Origin of the sequence: Pseudomonas sp. TWR3-1-1, assembly GCF_049896545.1 — a bacterium.
In the GTDB taxonomy this organism is placed as follows: Bacteria; Pseudomonadota; Gammaproteobacteria; order Pseudomonadales; family Pseudomonadaceae; genus Aquipseudomonas; species Aquipseudomonas weihenstephanensis.
This window is the reverse complement of sequence record NZ_JAFCUO010000005.1, coordinates 325,184-342,522: the sequence shown is the minus strand read 5'-3', so window position 1 is coordinate 342,522 and position 17,339 is coordinate 325,184. Positions and strand designations below refer to the sequence as shown.

General features: G+C 59.7%; 18 protein-coding genes. 10 read left to right on the top strand and 8 right to left on the bottom strand.

Annotated features, from left to right (window positions below; all coding sequences use genetic code 11):
- Positions 1-89: 89 nt before the first annotated feature.
- On the bottom strand, positions 90-581 hold the full coding sequence (locus tag ACP7A4_RS14200) for a hypothetical protein (RefSeq protein ID WP_426247489.1): 492 nt from the start codon (positions 579-581) through the stop codon (positions 90-92).
- A 199-nt stretch (positions 582-780) separates the two neighbouring features.
- On the opposite strand from ACP7A4_RS14200, the gene ACP7A4_RS14195 reads away from it, so the two are divergent.
- The 4 genes from ACP7A4_RS14195 to ACP7A4_RS14180 are packed head-to-tail and all read left to right on the top strand — an operon-like array spanning position 781 to position 4,031.
- Positions 781-1,830, top strand: coding sequence for an ABC transporter permease (locus ACP7A4_RS14195; protein WP_426247487.1), 1,050 nt, complete (start codon positions 781-783; stop codon positions 1,828-1,830).
- Positions 1,827-2,633: an ABC transporter permease gene (locus tag ACP7A4_RS14190; RefSeq protein WP_059762951.1), complete on the top strand. Its 807-nt coding sequence runs from the start codon at positions 1,827-1,829 to the stop codon at positions 2,631-2,633. The genes ACP7A4_RS14195 and ACP7A4_RS14190 overlap by 4 nt, the downstream gene beginning before the upstream one ends.
- The gene (locus ACP7A4_RS14185; protein ID WP_426247484.1) at positions 2,633-3,439 is read left to right on the top strand and encodes an ATP-binding cassette domain-containing protein; all 807 of its coding nucleotides are present in this window, start codon (positions 2,633-2,635) and stop codon (positions 3,437-3,439) included. The genes ACP7A4_RS14190 and ACP7A4_RS14185 overlap by 1 nt, the downstream gene beginning before the upstream one ends.
- Positions 3,417-4,031, top strand: a complete 615-nt coding sequence (locus ACP7A4_RS14180) for an ATP-binding cassette domain-containing protein (protein ID WP_238938306.1) — start codon at positions 3,417-3,419, stop codon at positions 4,029-4,031. Before ACP7A4_RS14185 ends, ACP7A4_RS14180 begins: the two co-directional genes overlap by 23 nt.
- A 54-nt stretch (positions 4,032-4,085) precedes the next feature.
- On the opposite strand, the gene ACP7A4_RS14175 is transcribed toward ACP7A4_RS14180, so the two are convergent.
- Both ACP7A4_RS14175 and ACP7A4_RS14170 read right to left on the bottom strand, forming a co-directional pair.
- A complete protein-coding gene (locus ACP7A4_RS14175) occupies positions 4,086-4,418 on the bottom strand; it encodes a DUF6388 family protein (protein ID WP_426247482.1) in 333 nt (110 codons plus the stop codon).
- A 35-nt stretch (positions 4,419-4,453) separates the two neighbouring features.
- On the bottom strand, positions 4,454-5,365 hold the full coding sequence (locus ACP7A4_RS14170; RefSeq protein WP_203302487.1) for an AraC family transcriptional regulator: 912 nt from the start codon (positions 5,363-5,365) through the stop codon (positions 4,454-4,456).
- Positions 5,366-5,466: 101 nt separating this feature from the next.
- Here ACP7A4_RS14170 and ACP7A4_RS14165 point away from each other — a divergent pair, with 101 nt between their 5' ends.
- Genes ACP7A4_RS14165 through ACP7A4_RS14145 form a run of 5 tightly spaced genes read left to right on the top strand, consistent with a single transcriptional unit; the run spans position 5,467 to position 9,904 of the window.
- Positions 5,467-6,024 carry a carboxymuconolactone decarboxylase family protein gene (locus ACP7A4_RS14165; RefSeq protein ID WP_203302488.1) on the top strand — a complete coding sequence of 186 codons (558 nt, stop codon included), beginning with the start codon at positions 5,467-5,469 and terminating at the stop codon, positions 6,022-6,024.
- A 32-nt stretch (positions 6,025-6,056) separates the two neighbouring features.
- Positions 6,057-7,127 (top strand): acyl-CoA dehydrogenase family protein, encoded by a 1,071-nt coding sequence (locus ACP7A4_RS14160; RefSeq protein ID WP_203302489.1) that lies wholly within the window; start codon positions 6,057-6,059, stop codon positions 7,125-7,127.
- The gene (locus ACP7A4_RS14155; RefSeq protein ID WP_426247479.1) at positions 7,124-7,972 is read left to right on the top strand and encodes an ABC transporter ATP-binding protein; all 849 of its coding nucleotides are present in this window, start codon (positions 7,124-7,126) and stop codon (positions 7,970-7,972) included. The genes ACP7A4_RS14160 and ACP7A4_RS14155 overlap by 4 nt, the downstream gene beginning before the upstream one ends.
- On the top strand, positions 7,938-9,137 hold the full coding sequence (locus tag ACP7A4_RS14150) for an ABC transporter substrate-binding protein (protein ID WP_426247477.1): 1,200 nt from the start codon (positions 7,938-7,940) through the stop codon (positions 9,135-9,137). The genes ACP7A4_RS14155 and ACP7A4_RS14150 overlap by 35 nt, the downstream gene beginning before the upstream one ends.
- 8 nt (positions 9,138-9,145) lie before the next feature.
- Positions 9,146-9,904, top strand: coding sequence for an ABC transporter permease (locus ACP7A4_RS14145; RefSeq protein WP_048366188.1), 759 nt, complete (start codon positions 9,146-9,148; stop codon positions 9,902-9,904).
- Positions 9,905-9,907: 3 nt separating this feature from the next.
- Here the strand turns inward: ACP7A4_RS14145 and ACP7A4_RS14140 are convergent, their stop codons facing one another.
- Positions 9,908-10,168: a helix-turn-helix domain-containing protein gene (locus tag ACP7A4_RS14140; protein WP_059762942.1), complete on the bottom strand. Its 261-nt coding sequence runs from the start codon at positions 10,166-10,168 to the stop codon at positions 9,908-9,910.
- 153 nt (positions 10,169-10,321) lie between these two features.
- Positions 10,322-11,707 (bottom strand): nucleobase:cation symporter-2 family protein, encoded by a 1,386-nt coding sequence (locus ACP7A4_RS14135; protein WP_059762941.1) that lies wholly within the window; start codon positions 11,705-11,707, stop codon positions 10,322-10,324.
- A 184-nt stretch (positions 11,708-11,891) separates the two neighbouring features.
- Here ACP7A4_RS14135 and ACP7A4_RS14130 point away from each other — a divergent pair, with 184 nt between their 5' ends.
- A complete protein-coding gene (locus ACP7A4_RS14130; protein ID WP_426247474.1) occupies positions 11,892-13,538 on the top strand; it encodes an ABC1 kinase family protein in 1,647 nt (548 codons plus the stop codon).
- Positions 13,539-13,601: 63 nt separating this feature from the next.
- Here the strand turns inward: ACP7A4_RS14130 and lpdA are convergent, their stop codons facing one another.
- The 3 genes from lpdA to ACP7A4_RS14115 are packed head-to-tail and all read right to left on the bottom strand — an operon-like array spanning position 13,602 to position 17,338.
- Entirely contained in the window at positions 13,602-14,990 is a 1,389-nt protein-coding gene (lpdA, locus tag ACP7A4_RS14125; protein WP_426247472.1) for a dihydrolipoyl dehydrogenase, read from the bottom strand.
- A 2-nt stretch (positions 14,991-14,992) separates the two neighbouring features.
- The gene (locus tag ACP7A4_RS14120; protein WP_426247470.1) at positions 14,993-16,282 is read right to left on the bottom strand and encodes a dihydrolipoamide acetyltransferase family protein; all 1,290 of its coding nucleotides are present in this window, start codon (positions 16,280-16,282) and stop codon (positions 14,993-14,995) included.
- The gene (locus ACP7A4_RS14115) at positions 16,283-17,338 is read right to left on the bottom strand and encodes an alpha-ketoacid dehydrogenase subunit beta (protein WP_048366119.1); all 1,056 of its coding nucleotides are present in this window, start codon (positions 17,336-17,338) and stop codon (positions 16,283-16,285) included.
- Between the last annotated feature and the right edge of the window lies 1 nt (position 17,339).

Below are 17,339 nucleotides of genomic sequence, written 5' to 3'. Positions count from 1 at the left end.
ATGCCTGCGTCGGGATCTACACAAAGCGCGCTCATCCGAAGTCAATCGCGTGAGCGCGAGGAGAGGCTCTTAGAGCTAAAATCGCTGTTTCACTTTTTAGCGGATGGATCGCCAAAGCCTCTGTAGAACCCGGCGTAGGCATTGTGTCCTTGAGTGCTGGTGTCTTTATTGCCAGCACTTTCGAACTTATTCCTGCCATATTCTTCGGAGGCCTTGCCTGCTATGCCGATACCAGCGCCAATCACTTTGGGCCCCAACCCCCCCGCAGAACCGATCTTTTTGCCAGCACCCTGCATCATTGCGCCAGCGACCATCCAGCCGGCACCCCGAGCTTGGTCTTTAGTATCGCTATCCATGTGCAGCGCCTGGGGGAGCAAAGCGTGAATGTGGTCGCTAAACGCTTGCTTGAGCGTATCTGCCAGAGAGGCACGTTCTTGAGGATGTAGGGCTGCGGGGAAATGAGACTGCACTTCTGCCTTAATGGCTGACGTGAGGTTCTCCGACAGGGGGGACTTCGCTTTTACTGGCTCTGGCGCAGTGAGCGGTGTGGTTACAGGCACTTGGGTTTCGTGAATTTTCATAGTCGTTCACAGGGTCCGATTACTGATTGATGCCGTCCTGACTCGATAAGGTGTCCATTACACGTTTGTGTGGGACACGTATCCCAATCAGTTCCATTACCGGGGCAAGCCCAAAAGGCTTGTGAGCAAATACGCTCTGTGGGGACAGAGGTGCACTCTGCCATTTGGGAAATGATCCTTTGATTTGCGAGGCCGCAACATGTTCTTGAGTACTCTGCGAGCCAAGGCCGGGCGGACCCGACCGCCAGGTTTTCCTGCCAGCACGCCGGCGGTCTCTGTGGCTGTAGCCTTGCTTGGCGCAATTATGCGTTTGGCAGGTCTGTTGCTGGTGACGGCTGCGGGTACGTTTACTCTGCTCAGCTTTTCGCCGGTTGATCCGATTCGAGCTTATATTGGCAGCGACTTGTTGCATGTCCCGCCTGATCAATACCCGCTGATCGCTGCACGCTGGGGTCTCGATTTGCCGTTATGGGAGCGTTTTGTGCACTGGTTTGTGCAGATTTTGCAGGGGGATTTTGGCTACTCGATGTTGTACAACGCCCCGGTCTCTCATGTCATCGGCGAGCGTTTTGCGACATCGTTCATGTTGCTATTTTCGGCCTGGGTGTTCTGCGGGTGTGTGGGTCTTGCGATGGGAATGACAGCCGGGCGCTATTTGAATCGCTGGCCGGATCGATTGCTTTCTACGGTGTCTTACGTATTGGTGTCCTTACCGACATTCTGGATTGGCCTGTTGTTGCTGTCGTTGTTTGCGGTGACGCTTAATTGGGCCCCCATCTGTTGTGCGTGGACCCCAGGCAGCGATGCACAAACAGCGACGTGGGGCGACAAGCTCCGACACCTGGTGTTACCGATGCTGGCGCTGGGGTTGCTGGGTGTGGGCAATATCGCGCTGCATACCCGCTCACGGGTTGCCGAGGTGATGAACAGCGAATTCATTCGTTTTGCACATGCTCAAGGCGATAAAGGATGGCCGTTGATCAACTTTCATGTGTTACGCCATGCCCTTACGCCAGCGGTGTGCTTGCAGTTTGCATCGGTGGGGGAGTTGCTTGGCGGCTCGTTGCTGGCTGAAAAAATCTTTGCTTATCCAGGCCTGGGGCAGGCCACAGTGGATGCTGGTTTGCGTGGGGACATCCCATTGTTAATGGGTATCGTCATGCTGTGCACGGTGCTGGTATTTATCGGCAACAGCATTGCGAATGCGCTGTTACTGCGCCTCAACCGCGGGGTGGTGCGCCCCTCATGACCTACAATCCAAATCGCGCTTTATTACGCCTGAGCGCGTCTTTGCTGCTGTTGTTATGTCTGATTGCCTATGGCGTTTCAGTGTCGGGCGTCGACGTGAGCGTCGACTTGCTCGCACGGCGCCAGGCGCCCTCAAGCGCGTTCTGGTTTGGCACTGACAGCTTGGGGCGCGACCTTTGGTTGCGCTGCTTTCAGGGCATGACCACCAGTTTGCAAATCGGTCTGATCGCCGCCTTTAGCAGTGGTGCGTTGGCGATGCTGGCGGCCAGCCTGTGCGCCGTTAATAAAACCCTGGATTTCATCGTTCGTGGTGTCATCGACAGCCTGCTGGCATTGCCGCACCTGCTCTTGCTGGTGCTGATCTGTTTCACACTGGGTGGCGGTAAGCAGGGGGTGATTCTGGCGGTTGCATTGACGCATTGGCCACGGCTGGCGTTGATCCTGCGGGGCGAAATCTTGCGTATCCGGGAGACTGACTTTGTGATGCTGTCGTACCGCTTGGGCAACAGCCGTTTTTATTGCTGGCGCCATCATTTGCTACCGTTACTGCTGCCGCAATGGATCATCGGCACCTTGTTGATGTTCCCCCACGCCGTTTTGCACTCGGCTGCGCTGAGCTTTTTAGGCTTCGGTCTGGCACCCCATGATCCGTCGTTGGGGCTATTACTGGCGGATGCGTTGCGTTACCTGAGCAGTGGAGCCTGGTGGTTGGCATTATTTCCGGGTTTGATTCTGGTGGGATTGGTGTTGGTATTCGATCAGTTCGCACGGGCCTTGCAGCAATTATGGATAAGGATCTCCTGATGCTCAGATTCGACCAATTGGCAATCGATATTGCGCAGTACCACTGGCTAGGCCACAAAACCTGGCATCCGTTGTTAAGCAATATCTCGCTTGAGATTCACCCCGGTGAACTGGTGGCGCTGGTTGGTTCCAGCGGCGAAGGCAAAAGTTTGCTACTGCAAAGTGCGCTGGGCTTGTTGCCAGAAAACATGCGTTGTCGTGGTAACACATGGCTGGATGGGGACGTGCTGGGTGAGGCCGGTAAAGTTCATCAGCGCGGTAAAATGCTGTGCTATGTGCCGCAGGGCGTCAGTGCCTTGAACCCGCTGATAAAGGTGGGCCCGCAGTTGCAACGTGCAGCGTTGTTGAGTGGGACCGCGTTAAGCCTGGAAGAGGTTTCGCAACAACTTCAGCAATACAACTTGCCACCCGAACTGGTTAACGAGTACCCGCGCAGGCTCTCAGGCGGAATGGCCAAGCGGGTCTTGGCCAGCTGCGCTGCGCTTACCCACGCACGCTATCTCTTGGCAGATGAGATCACGGCTTGGCTGGATGACGAACACGCCTGTCAATTGTTGGCCCACCTCAAAAGCTTTTGCCAACAGGGTCGCGGGATTTTATGGGTGACTCACGATCTGGCACTGGCGGCCCGTTTTGCCGACAAAATAGCGGTGCTGCACCAAGGCGAGCTGCATGAAACATTAAGCGCACAAGACTTGCGCGAGCATGGCGGTAGCCCGTGGTTACAGTCACTGTGGGCAGCTTTGCCCGAGCAACAGTTCATTGCTGGCCGCGTACCGGCACATGAGCGCCAGCCTTATGCTTGAGGTGCAGCAATTAACCATTGTGCAAAACGGCCTACGATTGTGGGACTCGGTGTCGTTTCAGGTCAGCGCAGGCGAACGTAAAGGTATTTCTGCTCCCAGTGGCTATGGCAAAACCACCTTGGGCCGTGTTCTGGCGCAATGGCAAAACGCAACCTCTGGCCGGGTGACAGTGGGCGCCAAACCGCTGTTGAAAAAGGGCTATTGCCCGATTCAACTAGTGCCTCAGCACCCGGAGCTGACCTTCAATCCTTACCGCACCACGGGCGATAGCCTGCGCGATGCCTGGTCTCCCAATGCGGCGTGGCTTGATCGTTTGGCGATCAGTCCAGTCTGGCTGACACGCCGCCCGAATGAGCTGTCGGGTGGCGAGTTGGCCCGTATCGCGCTGCTCAGGGCACTGGACCCGCGCACCCGTTACTTGATTGCCGATGAGGTGACAGCGCAGTTGGATGCGCATGTTCAGGCGCAGGTGTGGCAGGTCCTGCTCGAAGAGGTCAAGCGCCGTGAACTGGGGCTGATTGTGTTCAGTCACAACAAGGTGTTGCTTGCGAAGGTGTGTTCAAGTATCTGGACGCCATCGCTCGACACGTGAGCACCCAGGCTATTTTTGGGTGCGCAGCCTCGTGTGACGCGTCAAAGGCTACCGTTACGGTGCGACCAACCCATGTAATTCACAATATTCAGCCCATGGCATGCCTGCCATTTGTGCGACTTCGCGGTGCACCTCCAGACGCTGGGCTTGAAAGGCGTGATCGCTTTCGCTGGTGAGTTTCAATGTCAGCTCCCAGGCAAAAAAGCCTAAACGCTCGGCCTCGGCTTCAAAGGCCTCATTCAGCCGCTCCTGGCGGTACTCCTGCATCGTTTGACCCACAGCGCGGGCTTCTAGCGGGTTAAGCGTGTCAAGTTGTTGTTTAAGATCCGGGTGTTCAGCAAGGAACCGATCAAGGGCTTTTTGATGTAGGGGGCCGGGTTCTGTCACGTGATTCTCCTGTGTTCAGCGGTGTTCAGCGGTGTTCAGCGGTGTTCATGCTGCTTGCGGTAGGCGCCCGGTTGCACGCCAATGGCTTTGTTGAACGCCCGGGTGAAGGCAGCAATCGATTGATACCCCACGGCGGCACACACGTGTTCAACGGTGTGCCCGGTTTGCAATAACTGGCAGGCATGACGCATGCGCAGCGCCAGCAACACATGGCCGGGGGATTGTCCGGCATGTTCGCTAAATCGCTTGAAAAACGCCGAGCGTGATAATCCGGTACAGGCCGCCATGCTCTCCAGTGTCCACGGCTGCTCGGGGTGCTCAATCAATTGTTGCAGCAAGCCCGAAAGCGCCGGTTGCCGCGCCAATGCCACAAGGCCGCCGAGGTTCGGGTTATTGCCCACTTGCTGACGCAGCACATACAGAAACAGCAAATGGCTTAAACGCTCCAGCAGGGCATCGGAAGGCGCCGGAGTGCGTTGGCATTCTTGCAAGATCAACTCAAAGACGCTGCGTGCTGCGCTGGCGCCCGTATCACATGCTCGCAGGATCAGCCAACCGGGCATGGCCTCGATGATCAGGGCGGACAGGCCCGGCTGAAAATGAAAAAAGCCGCACACCAGTCCTGTGCCATCTTCGGCCAGTGGCTCGAGGGCCTGCATTGTTTGACGGGGCAACTGGCCGGCAAGCGCGCTTTCGGGCGCACTGGACAGCCGGTAATTCAAGTCTTGCAGCAAAAATAACGCATCGCCGGTATCGAGCCTGATGCCTTGCTCATGACCCTCAATGTGCAGCCAGCAATGCCCTTGCACCACCACATGAAAACTGGCGCGGGCCAAGCCCTGTGTGCTGCTGTGCCAACCGCCGCAGTAGCGGCCAACATGGAACAGGCTGGCATCCAGCTCAAGGCTCTCTAATAACCAATCGATCAGTGGACTGGACGAATTCATCTAATGGAAACACTCAGAAGCAAGTAATCGCTACTTTAGAATATGGAATCAAATTTTTATAACCAACAGACTGATCAGACACCCTTTGCAGGAGTCACTTCATGTCCCGTGTAACGCTTCATACCCTTGAAACTGCCCCTGAAGCCGCCAAGCCATTTTTGCAAACCGCTCAGAAAAACTCCGGGTTCATCCCCAACCTGCTGGGCATTCTAGCCAATGCGCCAGCGGCACTGGAGACTTATGTCACGGTTTCGGGAATCAATGGCAAGGCTGAGCTAACCCTGCAAGAAAGGGAAGTGGTGCAGTTGATTGCGGCGACCCGCCATGGTTGCGATTTTTGTGTCGCAGGTCATACCGCTGTGGCGCAGAACAAGGCCAAACTGCCCGACGAAGTGGTGACGGCGCTGCGTGGGCAAACTGAGCTGCCGATTGAGCGCCTGGAAGCGCTGGCCGCGTTCACCCGCGAAGTGATTGCCAAGCGCGGCGATGTCAGCGACGACACCTACACCGCCTTCAAAGCTGCCGGGTTCACCGAGGGGCAGGCGCTGGAGGTGATTCTGGGCGTTAGCCTGGCGACCTTGTGCAACTTTGCCAACGTGTTCGCCCGCACCCCGTTGAACCCTGAACTGGCGCGCTATAGCTGGACCCAACCGGCGTAAACCGACGGTCCCGATTTAAAGGAGAAATCGACATGCTTGACCCTGTATTGAGTCATTGGCTGGATGCCGAAGCTGAGGCGCTCGACCTCGGGCACAGTGATCCGCAACACGTTCTGTCGCAGTTGGCATCGGCCAATGTGTTACGGGTCGGGATCAATACGCAACTGGGCGGTACGGGTGGCAACCTGGCTGACGCGCTGGAGGTCATGGCCAATGTGGCCAGTCATTCGCTGGCCTCGGCGTTCGTGTTTTGGGGCCAGCGTGCCTTTATCGAATACTTGCTGCACAGCCCGAACAGCGGCTTGCGTGAGCGCCTGTTGCCCCCATTGCTGAGTGGCCAATTGGCTGGGGCCACCGGGCTGTCCAATGCGATGAAATTCCTTTCGGGGATCGAGTCTTTGCAAGTGCGGGCCCGCGCCGAGGCCAATGGCTGGGCGCTCAATGGTCGTTTGCACTGGGTCACCAATTTACGCAAAAGCGGGTTTGTGGTGGCCGCCGCCATTGAGCGTGAAGAGGGCGGTGCGCCGTTTGTGCTGGCGATTGCTGATGCATTGCCCGGTTTGCAGCGTTCGGATGATCTGGAACTGATGGGGTTGCAGTCGAGCAACACTGCGGCGCTCGATTTCAAGGATGTGCAGGTCAATGAACAGTGGTTGTTGCACGACAACGCCAAGCAGTTTTTACCGGCTGTACGCCCGGCGTTTTTAGGGTTGCAGTGCGGCTTGTCGATTGGTTTGGCCAGGCGTTCGTTGCAAGAAGCCGAGTCTCACCTGCAAGGCCCGCGTTCTGCGTTGCTCGGGTTGCTGCACGAGCAGCAAGCACAATTAGAGGCGCAGGTGCAGGCGCTGAAAGCAGGGCTGCTGGACGGGCGTTTTCTGGCCGATCCTGCCGCCTTGTTCAACATCCGCATTGCGTTGGCAGAAGCCACGGCCAGCGCGGTGCAATTGGAGCTGCAAGCCAGCGGTGGCAAAGCCTATTTATGTGCCCACGGCAGCGCGTTTGCGCGGCGCTGGCGCGAGTCGGCCTTCGTCCCGATTGTGACCCCAAGCCTGGTGCAGTTACGCGCCGAGCTGTTACGCCAGGCTCAGGTCAGTGCGCAATGAGTTCGCTGCTGCTTGAGGCGCGCAACATCACCGTGGGCTATGCCGGCGAGCACGGCTGGCAATCGGTGCTCGAAGGGTTTGATGTGCAACTGGTGCCGGGTGAAGTGGTGTCGGTACTGGGGCCGAGCGGGGTGGGCAAGTCCAGTCTGTTGCGGGTATTGGCGGGTTTGCAAACCCCGCACTCGGGCAGTGTCAGCCTGCTGGGAGAGACTGTCACTTCGCCGCACCCGCGCGTAGCCGTGGCCTTCCAGGACCCCAGTTTATTGCCGTGGTTGAACCTCCAAAACAATGTCGCGTTCGGTCTGGATTTCGCGCGTCAGCCAAAAGTGGCGGCGGATGAACGTAAGGCGCGGGTCGAACAGGCGATTGCTGAAGTGGGGCTGCAACACGCGACGGGCCACTACCCGGCGCAATTGTCGGGCGGCATGGCGCAGCGTGTTGCATTGGCGCGCTGTCTGGCGCGTCAACCGCAAGTGCTGTTACTCGACGAACCGTTTGGCGCGCTAGACGAGATCACCCGCTCCGACATGCAGCAATTGTTGTTGAGCGTGATTGCGCGGCACAACACCGCGGCCTTGCTGATCACGCACGATATTGATGAAGCCTTGTTGCTCAGCGACCGGATACTGCTACTGGGACACAGCCCGGCGCACACGGTGGGTGAGTGGCGCATCGATTTGGCGCAGCCGCGCGCAGACCGGATTGATGAGCTGGGCGCGTTGCGCATTGAGATCCTTAAAACCCTTCGGCGGGCGAGCCGCACCCCTGACCCTGTTACTGAACCTTTGCCCGATTCGCTGGAGCTTGCACATGTGCCTGGACGACTTCACTCACACACGGCGTGACATTTTAAAACTCAGCGCCATGCTGACGGCTGCCGGTGCATTGCCGCTGCTCGCCAGCTTGCAAGCGCGTGCCGCGGCAGAGCCCGATGCCCCGGTGCGCATTGGCTACCTGCCGATTACCGACGCCACGCCGTTGCTGGTGGCCCACAACAACGGGCTGTTCGAGGAGCAAGGGATCAAGGCCGAGCGCCCGGTGCTGCTGCGCAGCTGGGCGCAGGTGATCGAAGCGTTCATCTCAGGGCAAGTCAACGTGATCCATTTGCTGTCGCCGATGACGGTATGGGCACGCTATGGCAGCAAAGTGCCGGCCAAAGTGGTGGCCTGGAACCACGTCGGTGGCTCGGGTCTGACCGTGGCGCCGCACATTAACGACGTCAAGCAATTGGGCGGGCAATCCATCGCCATCCCGTTTTGGTATTCGATTCACAACGTTGTGGTGCAGCAGCTGTTTCGTGACAACGGTTTGCAACCGGTCACGCGTGCGGTGGGCAGCCCCTTAGCGGCCAATGAAGTGAACCTGGTGGTGATGCCGCCCTCCGACATGCCGCCCGCACTGGCGACCCAACGGATAGCCGGTTATATCGTGGCCGAACCGTTCAATGCCTTGGCCGAGGACTTGAAGGTGGGCCGTGTGCAGCGTTTTACCGGCGACCTGTGGCGCAACCACGCATGCTGCGTGGTGTTCATGCACGAGCACGATTTGAATAATCGCCCCGAGTGGTCGCAAAAAGTGGTCAATGCGATCGTCAAGGCGCAACTGTGGACGCGTGAGAACCGCGCTGAGGCCGCCCAGTTGCTGGCCAAGGACGGCAATAACCGCTACACCCCGCACAGCAGCAGTGTGTTGCAGCGCGTGCTGGCACCTGCAATCAGCGAGCGCGCAGGCTATGAGGCCGATGGCGCCATCCAGCAGGTGAGCTGGAATGAGCAGCGCATTGATTTCCAGCCTTATCCGTTCCCCAGCTACACCGAAGAACTGGTCACGCGCCTCAAGAGCACCTTGATCCAGGGCGACAATCAATTTTTGGCAGCGCTCGATCCCAAGCACGTGGCCGCTGATCTGGTGGACGATCGCTTCGTCAAAAACAGCATCGGCGCAGTGGGCGGCCTGAAGGCGTTTGGTTTGCCAGACAGCTTTGAGCGCACCGAGGAGTTTGGCTTTTGAAGGCGTTGATTCCCTCACGTAAACGTCAGTGGTGGCTCGGCAGTGCAGGGCTGCTGAGCCTGTTATTGGCCTGGTGGCTGGGCGTCGAGGTGCTGGGCAGTGGGCAAGCCTTGGCCGCGCGTTTTTCACCGCAAGCCACCTTTGCCAGTCTGTTTGAGCTGCTGGGCAGCGCGCAGCTGTACGAAAACGTATGGGTGAGTCTGAAACGGATTGTCATCAGTCTGCTGATGGCATTGCTGATGGGTGTGCCATTGGGGCTGTTGATTGGTGGCTCACGCAACCTGGAAGCCGCCACCACACCTGCTTTTCAGTTTTTGCGCATGATTTCGCCGTTGTCATGGATGCCGGTGGTGGTGATGTTGATGGGCGTGGGCGATCAGCCGATCTACTTCTTGCTGACCTTCGCGGCAGTGTGGCCGATTGTGCTCAACACCGTTGCCGGTGTGCGTGCGCTTGATCCGCGCTGGCTGCAACTGAGCCGCAGCTTGAGCGCCACGCGCTGGGAAACCTTACGTCGGGTCATCCTGCCCGGTGTGGTGGGCCACGTGTTGACCGGAGTGCGGCTTTCAATCGGCATTTTGTGGATCGTGCTGGTGCCGTGCGAAATGCTCGGTGTCAGTGCCGGATTGGGCTATTTCATCCTCGACACCCGCGACCGCCTGGCCTATTCGGAACTGATGGCCATGGTGGTATTGATCGGGGTATTAGGATTTGCGCTGGATGCATTTGCCCGAGGGCTGCATCGGCGTTGGGCGCATGCGGGGTGACGGTCAGTTTTCGCTGAGCTGTCCGTTCCCGCAGGCTAAGGTGGGCGCTGGTGCCAAGTGCTCGGTGTGGCGGTTGGTCAGGATGTACAGCACGTCAATCCCGACCAGGGTGATCGCCGCCAGATAATGTGCCCTGGGCAGGCGCAGGTCGCGCTCATAAAAACTCTGAGCGTGGCGACCCACCCCACCGGCCAGCGCCAGCTGCTTTTGTGTCAGGCCCAGGCGTAAGCGTTCTTCTTGCAGGCGTTTACCGTAGGTACTCATGTCGTAGCCTGTCCGAGGCATTCAGAGAGGCTGAAAGAGTAATCCAAGTCGCAACCAGGGAAAAGCTTGATGTGACGATGGGCACGCAGCTCAGTATCAACGGTGACAGGCCGCGGCAGGCTCTGGCTGACAGATCCTGCCGCGGGTCTTGGCTCACGCGCCGGTTTTTTTCTCGGCTTCAGGCAAAAACCAGTTCAGCAACAACGCGCAGATACCGCCTGTGGCCACGCCCGATTCAAGCACGTTGCGCAATGCCGCCGGCATGTGCGCCAGGAACTCGGGCACTTGCGACACGCCAAGGCCCAGGGCCAGCGAGACCGCAATAATCAGCAACGCGCGTCGGTCCAGCGTGGTGCTGGCCAGAATGTTGATGCCTGAGGCGGCCACCGCGCCAAACATCACCATTGCCGCACCGCCAAGCACGGGTTCAGGCACCGCCTGAATGGCCCCGGCCACGCTGGGCAACAGCCCCAGCAAAATCAACATGGCAGCAATCCACACCCCAATGTGGCGACTGGCAATACCGGTCAGCTGAATCACCCCGTTGTTTTGCGCAAAGATCGAGCTGGGGAAGGTATTGAAAATACCGGCCAATAGCGAGTTGGCACCGTTGACCAACACGCCGCCCTTGATCCGCTGCATCCACACCGGGCCTTCCACGGGCTGGCGCGACACTTTACTGGTCGCCGTCACATCGCCAATCGCCTCAAGCGAGGTGACGAGGTAAATCACCAGCATCGGAATGAACAAGGCCCACGAGAAGCCCAAACCAAAATGCAGCGGCACCGGGACCTGAAACAGTTCGGCCTGGTGCATGCCGGTGAAGTCCAGTCGGCCCAGATAGCCTGCCAGTGCGTAGCCGACCGCCAGCGCAATGACAATGGCGCAACTGCGCATCCACACCAGCGGGATGCGGTTGAGGATGACGATAATCGCCAGCACCACGCCCGACAGCATCAAGTTTTCGCCATTGGCGAAAGTGCCGTTGCCCATCGCTGTGAAGCCGCCGCCCATGCTGATCAGGCCGACTTTAATCAGGGTCAGGCCAATCATCAGCACCACGATGCCGGTAACCAGCGGGGTGATCATGCGTTTCACAAAAGGCAGTACGCGCGAGATCCCCATCTCGACGAACGAGCCGGCAATCACCACACCAAAAATCGCCGCCATCACGCTTTCAACCGGCGTGCCTTGCTGAACCATCAGCGCGCCACCCGCAATCAGCGGGCCGACAAAGTTGAAACTGGTGCCTTGCACGATCAGCAATCCGGCACCAAACGGGCCGAACCGCTTGCACTGTACGAACGTCGCGATGCCGGAAATCACCAGCGACATCGAGACAATCAGGTTGGTGTCACGGCTCGACACGCCCAGCGCCTGACAGATCAGCAGGCCGGGGGTGACGATGGGCACGATGATAGCGAGCAGGTGTTGCAGGGCCGCCAGAAAGCCGATCCACGGCTTGGGGCGGTCTTCAAGACCAAAGACCAGATCGCTGTTCTGGGACTCGGCTTCAAGCGGCGTTTTGGGAGAGGTCATGGCGAGCGCCCTGGAAAAAAGAGCGCGATTCTACTGGTCTTGGGCCATCACGCACAGCGTTTGCTTGCGCAGGCTTGGCATTGAGCCCAGTGCGGACTTTAATCATGCGAATGTTTTGCGCCCTGCGCGGTCGGAGAAAGCGCCGCCCCGGCTCTTTCAATCCCTGACCCAAGGACGTGTGCCCATGCTTGAACCCACCTGGACCGCCTTGAAGCATCACCGCCGTATTCATCAGATCGTGGCCACGCTGGTGCGCTTTGGCGCGCAGGACGTGCTGCTGCGTTTGGGGCTGGGGCGCTTGCTCAATGACGCCGCCGCCGCGGCCGAGCCGGGTGACGGGCTGCCCGCCAGCACGGCGCAACGGCTGCGCATGGCGCTCGAAGCGTTGGGGCCAACGTTTATCAAGTGCGGGCAGATTTTGGCCAGTCGCAGCGACATCCTGCCGCCCGAGTGGGTATCAGAGCTGCAAGCGTTGCACAGCAACGCTGCGACCTTGCCCTGGGCCGAATTGCAGGCCCAGGTGCTGGACGATTTGGGCTGCGACCTTGACCGCGTATTTGCCGAATTTGACACCCAGCCGCTGGCGGCCGCTTCGATGGCGCAGGTGTACCGCGCGCGTTTGTTGAACGGCGATCAGGTGGTGGTCAAAGTGCAGCGGCCGGGGCTGCGCGCCACGATGACGGCCGATCTGCAATTGCTGGAAAGCGTCGCCCAGTTGATTGAGCAAAATGAAGCGCTGGCCGTCTACCAGCCTCGGCAGCTGGTGCGCCAATTGGCGCGGGCGATGCTGGAGGAACTGGACTTCACTCAGGAAGGCCAGCATGGCGAGAGCCTGGCGCATAACTTTGCGGGTGACCCGAATATCGTCATCCCGCGTATCTACTGGGCCTACAGCAGCCAGCGATTGTTGGTGCAGCAGTTCTTGCCCAGCTTCACGCCGCTGGAGCGCGAAGCGTTGATAGCCCAGGGGCTTGATCCAGGGCTGCTGGCGCAACGCGGTGCGCGCGCGTTTATCAAGATGCTGCTCGAAGATGGCCTGTTTCATGGCGACCCGCACCCCGGCAATTTACGGGCGATGAGCGATAACCGTGTGGGTTTCATCGATTTGGGCATGGTTGGGCGCCTCGATGAGCGTCGACGTTTTGAGGTCATGACCTTTATGCGCGCCCTGACCGAGGGCAGCACCGAGGCGCTGATTGGGGTGTTGATCGACTGGAGCGGTGAGCGGGTGCAGGACCTGACTCACATTGAACGCGCTGCGCGTGAGTACATGGCGCGCCACACCGGGCGGGCGTTGAAAATGAGCGCGCTGATCACGGACTTTCTCGACTTGATGCGTGAACATCGCCTCATGTTGCCCCCCGATCTTTTGGTGTTGTTCAAAGCCTTGATCACCGCTGACGGCGTATTGACCCGGCTCGACCCTGAACTGGACCTGGTAGCGGCGGCCAAGCCTGCGGTCGAGAAAATGCTGCGCGAGCAAGTGAGCTGGAAGGTCGCCAAACGCTTTGGCATTGAAGGGTTGGAGCTTGGGCGCGGGGTGTTGGGCGACTTGCCTAAACTGACCCGGTTGCTGGTGCATCGCCTCAAGCACGGCGTGCTGGATCTGAAGGTCGACATGCCAGGCATTGAAAAGCTGGAGCGTTCGTTACGTCTGGCTTCTACGCGGCTCTCGCTGGCGCTGCTGATCAGCGCGCTATTAATCGCCTTTGGCCCGCAAATCGCGGCGGCAGGGCCGGTGTGGCATGGTTTGTCGGCCATTGGCTGGTTGGCCGGGCTTGCCACGCTGGGCGGCCTGCTGGCGTTTTTGTGGAGCCTCTTCAAAGGCTGACAAACCCCGCAGGCTGCGCGTTGTTCAACCTTTAAAAGCGCGCAGTCTGCGAGTGTGTGGCGTTTACACGTGCAACGCATGCCCCAGCGCCCGCAAGGCTGCTTCTTGCACCGCCTCGCCCAAGGTGGGGTGCGCGTGAATGGTGCCCGCGATGTCTTCCAGGCAGGCCCCCATTTCCAGCGACTGGCCAAACGCCGTCGACAATTCCGAGACCCCAATCCCCACGGCTTGCCAGCCCACAATCAGGTGATTGTCACGCCGCGCGACAACCCGCACGAAGCCGGTTTTGGATTCCAGCGACATGGCCCGGCCATTGGCGGCAAACGGAAAGCTGGCGCTCAAACAATCCAGCCCGGCGGCTTGGGCCTCGGTCGGGGTTTTGCCCACTACCACGATTTCAGGGTCGGTAAAGCACACCGCTGCAATCGCCACAGGGCTGAATTCGCGGTGTTTGCCCGCGATGATTTCAGCGACCATTTCGCCTTGCGCCATCGCACGGTGAGCCAGCATCGGCTCCCCGGTCACATCACCAATCGCCCATACGTTGCGCATGCTGGTCTGGCAGCGACTGTCGACGCCAATGGCCGCACCGTTCATGGTCAACGCCAACGTTTCAAGGTTAAAACCCCGGGTCCGCGGACGGCGCCCGACGGCCACCAGCACTTGATCGGTTTCCAGTGTCTGGCTTTCGCCCTGGCGATTGCGCATCGACAAGGTACGCGTGCTGGCCTGGAAGCCTTCGACGCTGTGTTCCAGGTACACGGTGATGCCCAGCGCCTTGAGGGACTCAGCGACAGGTTGCGTCAGCTCCATGTCATAAGTGGGCAGGATGCGCTCACGCGCTTCCACCACAGTGACTTCGGCGCCCAACTTGCGATAAGCAATGCCCAGTTCCAGGCCGATGTAGCCCGCACCCACCACGGTCAAGCGTTTGGGGATCGCGTCAGGGTTCAGGGCCTCGGTGGACGAAATGATCGCGCCGCCAATGGGCAGCATCGCCAGCTCGATAGAGGTTGAACCGGTGGCCAGCAACAAGTGCTCGCACTCAATGCGCTGGCCGTCCACCTCGACCGCTTTGCCATCCAGAATAGTGGCCCAGCCATGAATGACCTTGACCCCATGCTTTTTCAGCAAGGCGCCGACCCCCGTGGTCAGGCGGTCAACGATGCCGTTTTTCCACTGCACGCTCTGCGCGATGTCCAGGCTTGGCGCAGCGGTTTTAATGCCCAGTGGCGAACTGTTGCCGCTGTAGCGCTGAGTGGTGTGGAATTGTTCGGCGACGTGAATCAGCGCCTTGGACGGAATGCACCCGACATTCAGGCAGGTGCCGCCCAGCGACTGGCCTTCGATCAGCACCGTCGGGATGCCCAACTGGCCAGCGCGAATCGCCGCTACATAGCCGCCGGGGCCGCCGCCGATAATCAGCAGCGTGGTGTGTTGAGTTGGCAGCATGGTCACTCCACAAACAAGGTGGCAGGTTGTTCGAGCAAGCCACGCATGGCCTGAATAAATTGCGCCGCGTCCATGCCGTCGACTACGCGATGGTCGAAGGAGCTGGAGAGGTTCATCATTTTGCGTATCACGATCTGGCCTTTAACCACCACCGGGCGCTCGACGATACGGTTAACGCCAATGATTGCCACTTCAGGCAAGTTGACCACCGGGGTGCTGACAATACCGCCCAACGCACCGAGGCTGGTCAGGGTGATGGTCGAACCCGACAGTTCTTCGCGGCTCGCTTTGCCGGTGCGCACGGCGCTGGCCAGACGCGTGATTTCATCCGCGGCGCCCCACAGCGTCAGGCTTTCGGCGTGGCGTACCACGGGCACCATCAAACCGTTGTCGCTCTGCGCCGCGACGCCCAAATGTACCGCGCCAAAACGGGTGATGAGCTGCGCTTCGTCGTCGTAGCGCACGTTGATCTGCGGGAAGTCGCGCAGCGCCACGACAATGGCGCGGGCCAGAAACGGCAGCAGGGTCAGTTTGCCGCGCGTGTCACCCCATTTCTGATTGAGCTGGGCGCGCAGTTCTTCAAGGGCCGTGACGTCGACTTCCTCGACGTAACTGAAATGCGCGGCGCGGCGCTTGGCGTCTTGCATGCGTTGGGCAATTTTACGCCGCAGGCCGATAACCGGGATCTGCTGTTCATCATTGCGCTTGGCGTAACCGCTGGCCGGTGTCTGGCCGGGGCTGGCGTCCTGCGCCAAATACGCCTCAAGGTCATCGTGCAAGACCCGACCTGCGGGGCCGCTGCCGATCACAAAACGCAGCTCAATGCCTGCATCCCAAGCGCGTTTACGCACCGCAGGCGAGGCGAGCGGGCGTTCGTTGGCTTCGCGTGCCACCGGCGCCGGGCGAGCAACCGGGGCGCAGGCTGGCGCGGCTTTGGCGGCCGCAGCGGCCACACTGGCAACTTCCACGCGGGCTTGTGGCGCCGCTTTCGGTGCGCCAGCCGGGGCCGGTTCAGCCGCCGGGTGCGCGGGTTCACGCAGGTTGCCCGCGCCTTCGACTTCGATGCGGATCAACTCGCTGCCCACGGCCATCACTTCGCCGGGCTGGCCGCCCAGCGCCAGTACCTTGCCTGCCACAGGGGAGGGGATGTCTACCGTGGCCTTGTCGGTCATGACATCGGCAACCACCTGGTCTTCGCTGACCATGTCCCCGACTTTGACAAACCATTCCACCAATTCAACTTGCGCAATGCCTTCGCCAATGTCCGGCATCTTGATAACGTGCGTACCCATTCAGACCTCCATAACCCGTTGCAAAGCCGCACCCACTCGCGCCGGGCCGGGGAAATAGGCCCACTCTTGTGCGTGCGGGTAGGGTGTGTCCCAACCCGTCACACGTTCGATTGGCGCTTCCAGGTAGTGGAAGCAGTGCTCTTGAACCAGTGCGATCAGCTCGGCGCCAAAGCCGCAGGTGCGGGTGGCTTCGTGCACGACGACGCAACGGCGGGTCTTTTTCACGGAGCTGACGATGGCGTCCAGGTCCAGCGGCCACAGGCTGCGCAGGTCGATGACTTCAGCGTCAATGCCGGTTTCTTCGGCGGCCACTTGCGCCACATACACCGTGGTGCCGTAGGTCAGGATGGTGACTTCAGTGCCGGGGCGCACAATCGCGGCGCAGTCCAGTGGCACCGTGTAGTAGCCGTCGGGTACCAGGCTGGCGGCGTGTTTGGACCACGGCGTGACCGGGCGTTCGTGGTGGCCATCGAACGGGCCGTTGTAGAGGCGTTTGGGTTCGAGAAAGATCACCGGGTCATCGTTTTCGATAGAGGCGATCAACAGGCCCTTGGCGTCATAAGGGTTGGACGGCATTACGGTGCGCAGGCCGCACACCTGGGTGAACATCGCTTCGGGGCTTTGGCTGTGGGTCTGACCGCCGTAGATGCCGCCGCCGCAGGGCATGCGCAGGGTCATCGGGGCAATGAACTCACCGGCCGAGCGGTAACGCAGGCGGGCGGCTTCAGACACGATCTGGTCAGAGGCGGGGTAGAAGTAGTCGGCAAACTGGATCTCGGCCACCGGGCGCAAACCATAGGCCCCCATGCCGACCGCTGCGCCGACAATGCCGCTTTCGGAGATCGGCGCATCGAACACCCGTGAGCTGCCGTATTTGGCTTGCAGGCCTTCGGTGCAACGAAATACGCCGCCGAAGTAGCCCACGTCCTGGCCAAACACCACCACGTTGTCGTCGCGCTCAAGCATCACATCCATCGCCGAGCGCAGGGCCTGGATCATCGTCATGGTGCTGGTGCTCACGGCGTTCTCCATCTGAATTTTATTGTTGTCGTTCATC